The following is a 15,252-nucleotide window of genomic DNA, read 5'->3' on the forward strand; positions in this document are numbered from 1 at the left end:
GACGCTCTTTTTTTAGAAATTAAATCGTTTTCACTTGACAAAAATTGGTCTATACCATATAATGAATATAGATAGAAATGGAGGATGAAAAGATGAAAGTTATTAAAGTTGAAAACCAAATCGAAGGTGGAAAAGTCGCTTTTGAGATTTTGAAGGAAAAATTGGACAACGGCGCTCAAACTCTAGGACTTGCGACAGGAAGTAGCCCACTTGAATTTTACAAGGAAATTGTTGAGAGTGACCTTGATTTTTCAAATCTAACCAGTGTCAACCTTGATGAGTATGTAGGCCTTGATGGCGACAATCCTCAGTCTTACCGTCACTTCATGCAAGAAAACTTGTTTAACCAAAAACCATTTAAAGAAAGTTTCTTGCCTCGTGGTGTTAAGGATCATGCTGAAGCTGAAGTGGAACGCTACAACCAAATTTTGGCTGACCATCCAGTTGACCTCCAAATCTTGGGAATCGGTCGCAATGGACATATCGGATTTAATGAACCTGGTACTCCATTTGACAGTCAAACACATCTAGTAGAACTTGATCAGTCTACTATTGAAGCCAATGCGCGCTTCTTTGACAAGATTGAAGACGTCCCAACCCAAGCCATTTCAATGGGGATTAAAAATATCTTGGATGCCAAGTCAATCCTTCTCTTTGCTTACGGTGAATCAAAAGCAGAAGCCATTGCAGGAACAGTGTCTGGACCAGTGACCGAAAACCTACCTGCAAGTAGCCTGCAAAACCACCCTGATGTGACCATTATTGCGGATGCTGAAGCGCTTAGCCTACTTGAAAAATAAAAAGCAATGTTCTGTTGAACGCTTTCAACTCTTGTATAAATGTAAGAAAAAATCAAAATTAAACCGCATTTTTGCTTGACAATTATTCCTTTTACGTGTAGAATAAAATAGATATTGAACTTGAAGGGAGTGAAAAAAATGTCTAAAACAGTAGTACGTAAGAATGAATCTCTTGACGACGCACTTCGTCGTTTCAAACGTGCGGTTACTAAAGCTGGTACTCTTCAAGAAACACGCAAACGTGAATTCTATGAAAAACCTTCTGTAAAACGTAAACGTAAATCAGAAGCAGCTCGTAAACGTAAAAAATTCTAATTAGAAATGAAAGGCTGGAGAAATCTAGTCCTTTTTCTTTTAATACTCTTCGAAAATCTCTTCAAACCACGTCAACGTCGCCTTGCCGTATGTATATGACTGACTTCGTCAGTCTTATCTACAACCTCAAAACAGTGTTTTGAGCAGCTTGCGGCTAGTTTCCTAGTTTGCTCTTTGATTTTCATTGAGTATAAATAAATACTCCAAAGCCTGCAAAAATCTGAAATATCCTCCTACAATTTGATATAATAGTAAAAAGAACTCGATTGAAGGAGGAAATGATGTCGGTTTTAGTAAAAGAAGTGATTGAAAAGCTTAGACTAGACATTGTCTATGGCGAACCGGAATTGCTTGAAAAGGAAATCAATACAGCGGATATTACGCGACCTGGTCTTGAAATGACAGGCTATTTTGACTATTATACGCCAGAGCGGATTCAACTTTTGGGGATGAAGGAGTGGTCTTATCTGATCAGCATGCCTTCTAACAGCCGTTATGAAGTTTTGAAAAAAATGTTTCTACCTGAGACACCAGCAGTCATTGTTGCCCGTGGTTTGGTGGTTCCAGAGGAGATGTTAAAGGCAGCCAGAGAATGTAAGATTGCCATTTTAACCAGCCGTACAGCTACTAGTCGTTTGTCTGGAGAGTTATCTAGCTATCTGGATTCTCGTTTGGCAGAACGTACCAGTGTGCACGGTGTCTTGATGGATATCTATGGGATGGGCGTCTTGATTCAGGGAGATAGTGGAATCGGTAAGAGTGAGACAGGTCTTGAGCTTGTCAAACGTGGTCACCGCTTGGTAGCCGATGACCGTGTCGATATCTTTGCCAAGGATGAGATTACTCTCTGGGGTGAACCAGCTGAAATTTTGAAACACTTGATTGAAATTCGTGGGGTTGGGATTATTGATGTCATGAGCCTCTACGGTGCCAGTGCTGTCAAGGATTCTTCACAGGTTCAGCTTGCTGTCTATTTGGAAAATTACGATACGCATAAGACCTTTGATCGTCTGGGAAATAATGCAGAGGAACTTGAAATTTCTGGCGTAGCCATTCCTCGTATCCGTATTCCAGTTAAAACAGGTCGTAATATTTCTGTCGTGATTGAGGCAGCTGCCATGAATTATCGTGCCAAGGAAATGGGCTTTGATGCGACCCGTTTGTTCGAAGAACGCTTGACAAATCTCATCGCTCGAAATGAGGTGCAAAATGCTTGATCCAATTGCTATTCAACTAGGACCCCTAGCCATTCGTTGGTATGCCTTGTGTATTGTGACAGGCTTGATTCTTGCGGTTTATTTGACCATGAAAGAAGCGCCTAGAAAGAAGATCATACCAGACGATATTTTAGATTTTATCTTAGTCGCCTTTCCCTTGGCTATTTTAGGAGCTCGTCTCTACTATGTCATTTTCCGTTTTGATTATTATAGTCAGAACTTGGGAGAAATTTTTGCCATTTGGAATGGTGGTTTGGCCATTTACGGTGGTTTGATAACTGGGGTTCTTGTGCTCTATATCTTTGCTGATCGTAAACTCATCAACACTTGGGATTTCCTAGATATTGCGGCGCCTAGCGTCATGATTGCCCAAAGTTTGGGACGCTGGGGCAATTTCTTTAACCAAGAAGCCTACGGGGCTACAGTAGATAATTTGGATTATCTACCTGGCTTTATTCGTGACCAGATGTATATTGAGGGGAGCTACCGTCAACCGACCTTCCTTTATGAGTCTCTATGGAATCTACTTGGCTTTGCCTTGATTCTGATATTCAGACGAAAATGGAAGAGTCTCAGACGAGGTCATATCACTGCTTTCTACTTGATTTGGTATGGTTTCGGTCGTATGGTCATCGAAGGCATGCGGACAGATAGCCTCATGTTCTTTGGCCTTCGAGTGTCTCAATGGCTATCAGTTGTCCTTATCGGATTGGGTATTTTTATCATTCTATATCAAAATCGAAAGAAGGCCCCTTACTATGTTACAGAGGAGGAAAACTAAATGTTAGAAGTTGCATATATTCTTGTAGCCCTTGCTTTGATTGTATTTTTAGTGTATCTAATCATTACTGTACAAAAGCTTGGACGTGTTATCGATGAAACAGAGAAGACGATTAAAACCTTGACTTCAGATGTGGATGTGACCTTGCATCATACCAATGAATTGTTGGCTAAGGTCAATGTCTTGGCAGATGATATCAATGTCAAGGTGGCAACGATTGATCCACTCTTTAGTGCTGTTGCTGATTTATCTCTATCTGTTTCAGACCTCAATGACCATGCGCGTGTCTTGAGCAAGAAAGCTTCATCAGCTGGTTCAAAAACACTCAAGACTGGGGCAAGTTTGTCAGCTCTTCGTCTTGCAAGTAAATTTTTAAAAAAATAAAAAAGGAGAAACCTTATGGGTAAACTATCCTCAATCCTTTTAGGAACCGTTTCAGGTGCAGCTCTTGCCTTGTTTTTAACAAGCGACAAGGGCAAACAAGTTTGCAGTCAGGCTCAAGATTTTCTGGATGATTTGAGAGAAGATCCAGAGTATGCCAAGGAGCAGGTCTGTGAAAAACTGACAGAAGTTAAGGAGCAGGCTACAGATTTCGTTCTGAAAACCAAAGAACAGGTTGAGTCAGGTGAAATCACTGTGGACAGTGTACTTGCTCAAGCCAAATCATGTGCTCGCCAAGCGACTGAAGCATCAAAAGATCGATTCAATAATATCAAGGAGCAATGGCAAGAAAAGGCCGAAACTCTTGATGAATCAGAAGAGATTGTGATTGATATAACAGAAGAATAAAAGAAATAGTAACTATTCTAGGTCCTATAAACTCTCTAGTGGATTATACCTCTATAGAGCTTATAGGTTTTTTTATGTGGATAAAACCTTAAATAAAAAGAAATTTAATGATTTTTGAAAGTAGATAAGTATAATCTACTTTTTTGTGAATAGAGTTGTTTTTAAAAAAATATCAATATATTCACAATGTTATACTTAAATATACAATATTTTTCGAATTTTAAAGAATATAAGGCCAAATATTTGATTAAGTATGTAGAAAATAGTATAATTGAGCTGTGATAGCTGTGATAGCTGTGATGTTATTTGCTAATAGCAATCATCATAGTGATTTTTTTAGCTTAACTCTTTTTAAGGAGTTGAAGTTAGAAAGATTGCTTTTTTATTATATTTTCCTTAGGAGGAGAAATGGAACACAAATCGAATTCATATAAAGTAAATCGACAGCAAGGTGAAAAGGTACTGCGCTTTTCGATTCGTAAATATAGCTTTGGTGCAGCTTCAGTAGCTGTAGCAGCACTGATGTTTTTAGGTACGCATGCCGTTAGTGCGGATGTGATAGATGATAAAAACCAATCTGTCATAGGCGCACCGAATCCAAATGAGGAGGAATCGCCTCTGATAGAGCCTGCTCCAACATCAAAAAATGAGGAAATCAAGGAAACTGAAAAAGTTGAGGTAGCTAAGAAAACTGAGAAAATAGAAGAACCAGCTGAAAATAAAGAAGCCCTAGAGGCTAACTCTCTAAATAACGGCACATCTACTAGCGCCATAACTGCAACTAAAGATGCTGGTGCTGATAAAGTGGCAGAGAAACAAACATTAGATAAGTCTCAGTTACAAGCTAGTATCACAAACGTTCAAGAACTCTTGGATAAAGTCAACAAAGAAAAAGCTCCAGCTTCAACTCTTGCTGCAATCCAAGCAGATTTAGAAAATGCTAAAAATGCATTAAATAATAATGAGTTAACACAAGCTGAAGTAGATGCGGCAGCTAAAAAACTTAATGAGAAAAGTTTTGTCTTATCTTCAATGCCTAAGCTTGGCACTCCTGAAAAAGTAGTAAAAGAAGGCAAAAATACGATTGCTAATACTGGATCTCGTGATTCTCGTAATGGTCAAAGTATGGGTGAAGGAACTGGATTTAGGGCAGATGGTGAACGTGTGGAAGGCGCGTTAAATAACGTAAAAGAGTATATATCAGAGGATAAATTTAATGGTGGTGGAACAACTATTGGTCAACGTGCCCGAACAATTGAAAAAACATTCATGAAGGCCAAATATAGTCAAGAAGACGGCAAGAAGTTTATTACTTATGATGTTTACTTCCAAAATGATGGTAAAGCTTTGAGTGGAACTACTGGAGATGCATTTTGGTTTTATCCTCCTCGTGATCTTTTGTATAGCGGTGGTAGATATGTAGGGGATACTATTGCTGAAGCTTACTATGAACGTTATCAAAATAATGCAGGTACTGGACTGCTTTCTGAAAATCCTGGAAATTTTACTAAAGTAGATACGTATAATGCACTTGAAAAGCTTTTGAGAAATAGAAGTAATCAGGATGATAGTACCAGAAGCCAATGGGGCGATAGGATTAGTCTTTATCAATTAGATGGTGGTCCTGCTAGGGGAAATCCTAGTCAGGTACAACAAATGTTAAAAGACTTACAAACTAATGAAGAGTTAAATCGTATTATTAGATTAAATAATGACCCCAAAGGGAGTCTTCCTGAACTGTCTTATTCTCAGCTATTAACTATAAGCGGTGGGCGAAATTATGCTTATAAATATCATGTTAAGATGCGTTTGAGAGATAATGTTACTCCTGAACAAGCCAAAAAAGCGGGTGCAATAGCTGTAACCGCTAAAGAAGGAAAAGCTATCACTGCGCTTCAGGCATATGTGTATGCTGCTACTGGAACGAGATTGGAAAGTAAACCAGATGCACAATTATATCCTATAAAAGGGAAAGAAGTTACAACAACAGTTGGGGAATCTCTTGGAAATATAAGTAATCCTGTAGCATCAGATTTTGTAGTTCGAGATAATGATACTAAAGATTTCCCTGGTGACATGCATTGGAGTTGGCTAAATGGGGAACCAAGTACTAGTACAGCAGGAGTATTCAATCATCAAGTAAAAGCTACCTACAGCGACAATACTTCAAATACTACTACTGCCACACTAAAGGTTATTCCACATAAACCTGCTATTGATCAAAGTTCTGTAAATGAAAAAGCAGGGAAGACTGGGCAAACGGTTACTGTAAATGTAGGTAATGGAGTGCCTAAGGATTCTATAGTGACCTTATATAGTGATGGTACGGTTATTGGAACTGGGAAAACTACTGGAACAACTGCTACAATTACGGTATCAAAAGCATTACCGTCAACAGGGATTACAGCTAAAACAAGTGTAACAAATAACTATGGAAAAGTAGAATCAGCTTTTAGTGCGCCTGCAATACCAACACCTGAACCTGACAGAGTGGCTCCAACTGTAAAAATTGTTGATAAAATAAGAAATAATGCTGAAACAACATTAACGGATAATGTTTCAAATGCACCAACTATTGATGTTTATCGCGGTGCAAATATTGAGTTGCCTTTAAAATATTACGATAACAATGCGGCTGGTAAAGTAAACATTCAGTATGTTTCTGGACTTCCTAGCGGTGTTTGGTTCAATGCAAATGCTTCTGCGAATTCTAATGCAATCATTAGCGAATCAGGAAAAACTGAAAATGCTCAAGGAAGTTATACCGTTCGTGGTCATGTTGACGCTACTGCGCGATTAGGTATTTCTACAGTTACATTAAAAGTATCGGATGCGGCAAACGGAGATGTAAATCAAGGGAATAAAAAAGAAGTGAAATTCCGTGTTCGTGTGTTAGATCTTGACTTTGAACAAGGTGTTTCTACGCAAACCGGTGCTTCAAAAGTTTCTAAGGAAGTAGAAGTAAACCAAGCTGTAGGGGATCCAAATAATTACTTAACAGTAAATGATGGGTCACAAAGAAGCGATAGCTTATTCCCAAGTGGTATGACATTCCGTTATATTAGAGGTACAGAGTATAAGACAAACTTAACATATACTGATCCTGGTAAATATACTGTAAAAGCAGCTGCCTTCTATCCAACAACATATGTACCAACAAATGGCGAATCAGTCACTGCAACAAATGCGACAGGAGATAATGTAACTGAAATCCGTGGACGTGCTTATGTTGCTAGAGATATTGAATTCCAAGTGAAACCAACAGCACCAACTGTAACACCTCAAGAAAATGGGGATGTAATTGTTTCACATACTAACCAAAGAAATGTAAATACGTTAAGCTTTACGTACACAAATGGTAATGGAGCACAACAAACAGTTACTGCAACGAAAAATGGTAACAGTTGGACATTAGATAACCCTTCAATAGATGGAATAACGATTGACACAAGTACAGGTGCTGTAACAATTAAAGACCGTTCAGTTGGTGATGCTTCTCAAGTAACTGCAAAAGTAGCAACATCAGATAGTGTTAATAGCAATAATACTACGGCAATTGCAAAAACAGGGGATCGTGTCCCTCCAACATTTGAATTCAATTCAAAATATACAGAAGTAGTGAATGGTCAACGCGTAGTTTATGTTACACCAACAGAAAACTTATCAAATGGTTCTATTACATTAGGAACAGTAAAAGATAACTCTGGTAAGTTATTAGAAACAGTATTATTCCACGGGAATGGTTCATCTTATAACTTAGAATATGGATTAACTTATAATGACAAACCTAGAACTACTAATGGAGATTTTAATGCTCCTCACGATATTGTAATTAAGGGAACAGTTCCAAAAATTAATCCGAATACAAATAATATCTGGGAAAATGATTCAGCATTAGTAACACGTTATGTTTCAGCAATGGATGCTGCGGGAAATCAATTGAAAAACCAATCAAATGAAAATTCAAATCCGTTACGTGTACAGTTCAAGATTTTGTCACAAGCAGCTAAATATAATCCGCAAGTAGCAACGCAGACTATTAATAAAGACGTTACTGCTAATGGTGCTAGATTGTCAGATGATGAATTTAATGCCATTAAATCCAATATTACATTTACAGCTAATAAAGGTGATGTGAGAGTAGCGCATAATACTCCAGATATGAACATTACCATGAATGAAAACGGAGCAGTAAAACGTAACTCGAATGGTACTTATTATGTTGGTGCAACAGTTCGTTATCCTGATGGAACAAGTGAAACAATTCAAATTCCAGTTGAAAAATCAGATAAAATTCCACCAACTGTAAAAATGAATGGTAAAGAGTTGACTGAAAATGCAGCGGATAATCATTTCATTATTTATAGAGGTGCTAACTTTAATCCAACATTTGAAGTGAATGATAATTCTGGAGTAACGACTTATCTAAAAGCAGACGGTATTCCAAATGGTGTTTGGTTCAACAAGCAAGGAAGCGCTGATTCTCCTAAGACAGAGAATATGCCTAATGGGACAAGATATCAATTGTCAACAAATAACACTGTTGATAGTGATGCTACATTAGGTGAGCGTGAAGCGCGTGTTACTGTAAAAGATGCGTTAAATAACGAGAAAACTTATAAATTCAAATATACGATCGTAGACGTTGATGTTAAAGATAGTCCTAAGAACGTTCGATTAAACTCACAATTAGGAGATCCACATCACTTCTTGACAACTACAGCAGCCAATAGAGTTAATTCAGACGATAAGTATTTCCCAGGCGGAATGCAATTCAAATGGATTAAGAATAATCAAGAGGTAGCACAAACTACAACATTACCAACATCAGGGCATGTTACAGATTATACAGTAGTTGCTGAGTTTGCAAATGGTGCAACAAGTTATAATAAAAATATCGATGGTAAGGATGTAACCATTTATACACCTGCTAGAGTTGGAAAACCAGTTACATTTATTGTGACGGAAGATTCTCCTCCAACTGTGAAAATGACAAATCCATCTGATAATGGAACAACTGAATTATCAGGAGACGATTCAAATTCTCCAATTGTGACTATTTATCGTAATGGTCAATTAGATATTCCGTTAAGCTTCTATGATAATGAAGCAACAGGACGTGTAAATCTTCAATATGTAGAAGGATTACCAAAAGGCGTAACATTTGGAGGAACGAATAATACAGTTTCAGTTACGGGAGCAGTGGTAAATTCAAATGGTAGACATACGATTTCAGGACGTGTTGCAGCTGATGCTACATTAGGAATGTCTACAGTAACTATGAAGGTTTCAGATGGAGCAAATGGTGTAGATTCAGGAAACAAAGGGGAAGTGAAATTCCGTATCCGTGTCTTAGATGTTGACTTTGAAGAAGCAAGATCACCAGAACCAAATCAAAGTTCTATTACTGTAGAAGCAAATGTAGGTATTAACGTTCCGGATCCAAACCACTACTTAACAGTTAATGATGGAACAAACCGTACAGACCAGGGCAATTTCCCAAGTGGAATGACATTCCGTTATGTAAGTAGTGATGGAAGATCAACAACTCGTACTCTTCAATATAATGCTCCGGGCCAATATACTGTTAAAGCAAGAGCTTATTTCCCAGTAGACTATGCGGGAACAAAAGGAATTGGTGAAGTAGTTTCTGGACAAACTGGAGATAATACAGAAATTAATGGACGTCGTTATATTGAAAAAACAATTGTATTCAAAGTAAAACCAACAACTCCAGTTGTTGCACCTCAAGATAATGGGGATGTAGTAATTACTCAACGAAATGAAACGAATGTTAATCGACTAAGTGTAACGTATACTACACAAGGAGATAATCCTCGAGAGCTAACATATACTGCAGCTAAAAATGGAGATACATGGTCATTTGGATCAGATGTTCCACTTACGATTGATAGCACTACAGGTACTGTAAAAATTAAAGACCGTTTAGTACAAGATGGTTCAACTGTTAAAGTCAAAGCAATCACTATAGATGGTATTCTAAGTGATGAAGGTACAGGTGATGCTAAACCAGGTGACGCGATTTATCCAACGATTGACTTCCAAAATACGGAAACAGATGCAGAAGGATATCGTGTAGTATATATCACACCGACAGAAACAACTGACTTACCAGTGGCAACGTTGAGTGATAATTCAGGGAAATTAGTATCAGCTAATTTTGTTACATATAGTGGAGATCCTACTAACTTACGAAATGTTAATCTTGATTTTTCTAATAGATTTGTTAAAGATAATGCTGAAACACAACATGCAGCACCTGTTACACTAAATATTACAGGTACATTGGCAAAACAAAATCCTCAAAATCGATTATGGACAGAAGGGGAAAGAATAGCGTATATCTGGGGTGATGCAGAGGATGCAGCTGGAAATCGATTACACGGTTCTCCAGGAACTAAAGAAACTTCTCCGAATAGTAGAACACTGGTGGCGCTTAAAGTAAGAACACAAGCAACGAAATATACGCCGACTGTAACGACTCCACAAATTAATCGTGATATTAGAAAAGCTAATTCAACATTAACTGATGAGGAATTCAATAGCATTAAAAACACGTTAACATTTAGAACAGATAAAGGTACAGTTAATGTCGATAAAGATACAGCGGATTTATCATTTACATCGAACAAACAAGTAAATAAAAATGCTGATGGTTCGTTATATATCACAGCAACTGTGTCGTATCCAGATGGCTCTACAGAAACTGTTGATATTCCGATAACTGCGCCGGCGCAAAAAGACATTTATACACCAACGACAGTTGCGAAAACAGTAGATAAAGGAAATAACCCAACGGCAAAAGATAGCATTTCAAATGCGAATGATTTACCGATAGACACAACGTTTGCATGGAAGACAGGGACTTTAGATACATCAACACCAGGAGTAAAACAAGCGACAGTAACGGTGACGTATTCAGATAAAACAAGTGATGAAGTAACAGCTACTGTGAACGTTAGACCAACGAAACCAACGATAGCTCCAGAAGCAAATGGAGATGTTACGGTAACTCCTGTAGATGAACCGAATGTGACTAAATTAGAAGCAAGTTATACTCCAGCAGACAGTCATCAATTGGATCATAATGGAACGGTGACGAAAACTCCTCAGACCGCTACAACGATTGTGGCTACTAAGGGAACTGATAACCAATGGACGATTACAAGTGGTGGAAAAGATGGTATTAGTATTGATTCAAATACTGGTGCAATTACATTAAAAGACCAAGTTGTAAAAGATCAGACAAGTGTGACCGCTAAAGTTGCCGCTCAAAATATCGAAAGTGCTGAGGGAACTGGAACGGCTACTGATGGTGATCGAACAGTGCCAGTGATTGGAGCTTCTTCACAAATAGTAGAAGTTGGAAAAACGCTTAATATTCCTCTTGACCTATCAGATACAGGAGTAGGTATTGACGAAGGAAATATTAACGTTACAAACTTACCAACAGGTCTAAGCTATGATACAACTACTAAATCAATTATGGGTACTTTAGGTACAGTTTCTAACAATACTGTTACAGTAGCTGTCTTAGACAAGAACGGAAATAAAGCAGACAAGACAATTACGATTACAGCTGTTAAACCAAAAACAATTTTCGCTATTAAAGGTGATACTATTGAAAATGTTGATACCGCAGCTAACTTTGTAGAAGTGCCTGAAGGGGTTACTGCATCATGGAAAAACAATGATAAACCATCAACAGCAACAGTAGGAACTACGAATAAAATTGTGACAGTTAGTGTACAAGGGTATACAAGCACCAAAGATATAGATGTGCCAGTCAAAGTATATGACAAAGTGACACTCAAGAAACAAACATACGTGAATGCATTAGGAACATTATCTAATGGACAAAATCCAGCAAGTTACGTGAACGCCTTACCTAAGGGAGCAACCGTAAAATGGAAAGATGGTAAAGTTCCAGATGTAAGCAAAGCAAACAAAGAGCTAAAAGGAATTATAGAGGTTTCTCAAGCTACAGATGATCCAAACAAACCGATTAAGTATGATTTAGAAGTAAACTTACCTACTTATAGTGCAACGTTGACACACTCTAGCTATGAGACAACAGTAGGGACAGACTTTGGGAATTTTGATGCCAATAGAGGAGGATATTTCACTCACGATTATCCAGTTCAAGGTGACGCTAAGGTCAAAGGATTTTGGAGTTCTAAACGCTACTACAATGCAGGTAGAGATAAGACAGCTAATACTATAGGAAGAGTAGAAGACACGATTGGTGTATACTTCCCTAACGAAGACGGGGTGATAGATTATAATGAAAACCGTAAGCAACTATTACCTATTACCTTTGACGTCAAACCACAGGCACCAACGTTGAATGCAGAAGAGTTCAAAGGTAAATCAGGTGAAAAACCAGCCGTTACGGTATCAAACTTACCAACAAGTTCGCAGTTATCTACAGGAGCAACTGTAAAAGTTCAACTGAAAGATGCTCAAGGGAATATAGTTGCAGAAAAATCTGTTACACCTAGTGAAACATCAGTAACATTTGCAGAAACCGATTATAGAAGAGAATTATCACTAGGGGAACGATTAAGTGCTAATGTTATTGTTGATGGAACATATAAGAAACTAGTGAAAAAAGCGACTGGAACTGAGTTAGAAGATGATTCATATAGTTTATCTTCTGGTAATAGTAATGAGGCAGTTGTTAATCCGAAAGCGCCAGTGATTACGACAGAGTTAACAGGCAAAGGGAATACGAATAGCCCAGTAACCGTGAGCGTAACAGCAGAGCCAGGCTCAACAGTTAAGTTATACGATAAAGATAACAATGAGCTAGGTGAAGGCACAGCAGGAGACAACGGAGTAGCAACAATAACAGTTACGAAGAATATCCCAGCAGGAAATGTGACAGCCAAAGCAACAGACGCATCAGGAAATGAATCAGACGCTTCAGCACCAAAAGAAGCAACAGATACAACAAAACCAAATGCGCCAGTGATTACGACAGAGTTAACAGGCAAACCAGGAACTCAGGTAGAAATACCAGTCAAACCTGATACTAATGGAGGTTCTGGTCAAGATACACCTGCACCAACAAATCCAACTCCAAATGCAGTTACTCCGAATGCAGATCAGGTAGATACTAAGACTACTATTGATAATGGAGCTAAGTCAAATGATTCTCAAAATGTATTGCCAAATACAGGAACAGAATCAAATGCGACTCTTGCATCTCTAGGACTTCTTGGTATGCTAGGCGGTCTTGGACTTGCTCTTAGAAAGAAAAAAGAAGACTAAAAATTTAGTCAAATGAACATTCATTCTTTTGTATTATAAAGACAAACTAGATTGGTTCTGGGAATCGTGTTATCCATAAAATACAAAGAATGATTAGATAAAGAAAGCGAACAATGCTAGGATTTTGTTAAACGGAATTCTAAGTATTGTTCGCTTTTGTGGTATAATAATTACTATGCAGAAAAAACCAACGTCAGCCTATGTGCACATCCCATTTTGTACCCAGATTTGTTATTATTGTGACTTTTCAAAGGTTTTCATCAAGAATCAGCCGGTAGATAGTTATTTGGAACATCTGTTAAAAGAGTTTCAATCTTATGATATTCAAAAGTTGAGAACCCTCTATATCGGTGGTGGCACACCGACAGCTTTGTCAGCTCCGCAACTGGAGGTATTACTGGATGGCTTGACTAAAAACTTGGACTTGTCTGTCTTAGAAGAGTTGACCATTGAAGCCAATCCAGGCGACTTGGATGCGGATAAGATAGCCGTTTTGAAAAACTCGGCTGTCAATCGTGTTTCTCTAGGCGTGCAAACTTTTGATAACAAAATGCTGAAAAAGATTGGGCGCAGTCATTTGGAGAAGGATATTTATGAAAATATCGACCGCCTGAAACTGGCTGGTTTTGACAATATCTCCATCGATTTGATTTATGCGCTGCCAGGTCAAACCATGGAGCAGGTCAAGGAAAATGTGGCTAAAGCCATTGGGTTGGATATTCCCCATATGAGTCTTTATAGCTTGATTTTGGAAAATCACACGGTCTTTATGAATCGGATGCGACGAGGAAAATTGCCTCTGCCTAAGGAGGAACTGGAAGCTGAGATGTTTGAGTACATCATCGCAGAGCTAGAGCGAGCTGGTTTTGAACATTATGAGATTTCCAATTTCTCCAAACCCAGTTTTGAAAGTCGTCACAATCTCATGTACTGGGACAATGCTGAATACTATGGCATCGGTGCTGGGGCGTCTGGCTATGTCAATGGTGTTCGCTATAAAAACCATGGTCCGATTCGTCATTATCTCAGTGCAGTTGAGGAAGGCAATACTCGTATCACAGAGGAACACTTGAGTCAAAAAGAGCAAATGGAAGAAGAAATGTTCTTGGGCCTCCGCAAGAAATCAGGAGTCTCGATGGCGCGATTTGAGGAAAAATTTGGACTGTCTTTCGATGGACTTTATGGAGAAATTGTCAGAGACTTGGTACAACAAGGTCTCATGCAAATAGACGGTGACCGAATTCGCATGACAAAAAGAGGTCTCTTTTTAGGAGACACCGTAGCAGAACGATTTATTTTGGAGTAGGATGATGGGCTTAACTTATCAAATGAAAATGAAAATTCCTTTTGATATGGCTGATATGAACGGTCATATTAAACTTCCAGATGTGGTTTTGCTATCCCTACAAGTTTCAGGGATGCAGTCTATTGAACTAGGAGTTAGTGATAAGACTATTTTGGAGGACTATAATCTAGTCTGGGTTATCACAGAATATGATATTGAGGTGGTTCGTTTGCCTCGTTTTGCGGAAGAAATCACCATCGAAACGGAAGCTTTGAGCTACAATCGACTCTTTTGCTACCGTCGCTTTACTATTTATGATGAAGTAGGTCAGAACCTTATCCACATGATGGCGACCTTTGTTCTCATGGATCGAGACAGTCGAAAAGTCCATGCAGTAGAACCTGAGATTGTGGCTCCGTACCAGTCTGATTTTGATAAAAAGCTCATCCGCGGACCAAAGTATGAATCCTTGGACGAGCCAGTCAGCAAGGATTACCATGTTCGTTTTTACGACTTGGATATGAATGGCCATGTCAATAACAGTAAATATCTGGACTGGATTTTTGAGGTTATGGGAGCTGATTTTTTGACCCAATATATTCCCAAGAAAATCAACCTCAAGTATGTCAAGGAAGTTCGACCAGGTGGGGTGATTACATCGGCTGTTGAACGGATTGGACTGAAAAGCAAGCATGAGATTACAAGCGACGGTGCTACCAATGCCCAAGCTATCATCACTTGGCAAGAAATGAAGAAGGATTAGAGAAAAAT

8 protein-coding genes and 1 pseudogene are annotated in these 15,252 nt (G+C 38.5%); all 9 read left to right on the top strand.

Annotation, left to right across the window (positions count from 1 at the left end; all coding sequences use genetic code 11):
* The first annotated feature begins 92 nt into the window (after positions 1 to 92).
* The 9 genes and pseudogenes from HW098_RS05810 to HW098_RS05850 all read left to right on the top strand — a co-directional run bounded on the left by HW098_RS05810 (position 93) and on the right by HW098_RS05850 (position 15,244).
* Positions 93 to 800 (top strand): glucosamine-6-phosphate deaminase, encoded by a 708-nt coding sequence (locus tag HW098_RS05810; RefSeq protein ID WP_049524427.1) that lies wholly within the window; start codon positions 93 to 95, stop codon positions 798 to 800.
* Between the two features lie 138 nt (positions 801 to 938).
* On the top strand, positions 939 to 1,115 hold the full coding sequence (rpsU, locus tag HW098_RS05815) for a 30S ribosomal protein S21 (protein WP_000048054.1): 177 nt from the start codon (positions 939 to 941) through the stop codon (positions 1,113 to 1,115).
* Positions 1,116 to 1,396: 281 nt separating this feature from the next.
* Positions 1,397 to 2,332: an HPr(Ser) kinase/phosphatase gene (hprK, locus tag HW098_RS05820; protein WP_166731227.1), complete on the top strand. Its 936-nt coding sequence runs from the start codon at positions 1,397 to 1,399 to the stop codon at positions 2,330 to 2,332.
* A complete protein-coding gene (gene lgt, locus HW098_RS05825) occupies positions 2,325 to 3,113 on the top strand; it encodes a prolipoprotein diacylglyceryl transferase (RefSeq protein WP_176139538.1) in 789 nt (262 codons plus the stop codon). Before hprK ends, lgt begins: the two co-directional genes overlap by 8 nt.
* Positions 3,114 to 3,540, top strand: a pseudogene (locus tag HW098_RS05830) (DUF948 domain-containing protein).
* Positions 3,513 to 3,902, top strand: a complete 390-nt coding sequence (locus HW098_RS05835) for a YtxH domain-containing protein (RefSeq protein ID WP_176139539.1) — start codon at positions 3,513 to 3,515, stop codon at positions 3,900 to 3,902. The pseudogene HW098_RS05830 and the gene HW098_RS05835 overlap by 28 nt, the downstream one beginning before the upstream one ends.
* A 408-nt stretch (positions 3,903 to 4,310) precedes the next feature.
* On the top strand, positions 4,311 to 13,196 hold the full coding sequence (locus HW098_RS05840) for a Rib/alpha-like domain-containing protein (protein ID WP_176139540.1): 8,886 nt from the start codon (positions 4,311 to 4,313) through the stop codon (positions 13,194 to 13,196).
* Between the two features lie 175 nt (positions 13,197 to 13,371).
* Positions 13,372 to 14,502: a radical SAM family heme chaperone HemW gene (gene hemW, locus HW098_RS05845; RefSeq protein WP_176139541.1), complete on the top strand. Its 1,131-nt coding sequence runs from the start codon at positions 13,372 to 13,374 to the stop codon at positions 14,500 to 14,502.
* Positions 14,503 to 14,506: 4 nt separating this feature from the next.
* Positions 14,507 to 15,244 (top strand): acyl-[acyl-carrier-protein] thioesterase, encoded by a 738-nt coding sequence (locus tag HW098_RS05850; RefSeq protein ID WP_176139636.1) that lies wholly within the window; start codon positions 14,507 to 14,509, stop codon positions 15,242 to 15,244.
* Positions 15,245 to 15,252 lie beyond the last annotated feature (8 nt).

Origin of the sequence: Streptococcus sp. 1453, assembly GCF_013276955.1 — a bacterium.
GTDB lineage: Bacteria > Bacillota > Bacilli > Lactobacillales > Streptococcaceae > Streptococcus.

Coding starts and splice junctions, on each gene's coding strand:
- rpsU (WP_000048054.1), top strand. CDS start 939: ATGTCTAAAACAGTAGTACGTAAGAATGAATCTCTTGACGACGCACTT.
- lgt (WP_176139538.1), top strand. CDS start 2,325: ATGCTTGATCCAATTGCTATTCAACTAGGACCCCTAGCCATTCGTTGG.
- HW098_RS05810 (WP_049524427.1), top strand. CDS start 93: ATGAAAGTTATTAAAGTTGAAAACCAAATCGAAGGTGGAAAAGTCGCT.
- hprK (WP_166731227.1), top strand. CDS start 1,397: ATGTCGGTTTTAGTAAAAGAAGTGATTGAAAAGCTTAGACTAGACATT.
- HW098_RS05850 (WP_176139636.1), top strand. CDS start 14,507: ATGGGCTTAACTTATCAAATGAAAATGAAAATTCCTTTTGATATGGCT.
- hemW (WP_176139541.1), top strand. CDS start 13,372: ATGCAGAAAAAACCAACGTCAGCCTATGTGCACATCCCATTTTGTACC.
- HW098_RS05840 (WP_176139540.1), top strand. CDS start 4,311: ATGGAACACAAATCGAATTCATATAAAGTAAATCGACAGCAAGGTGAA.
- HW098_RS05835 (WP_176139539.1), top strand. CDS start 3,513: ATGGGTAAACTATCCTCAATCCTTTTAGGAACCGTTTCAGGTGCAGCT.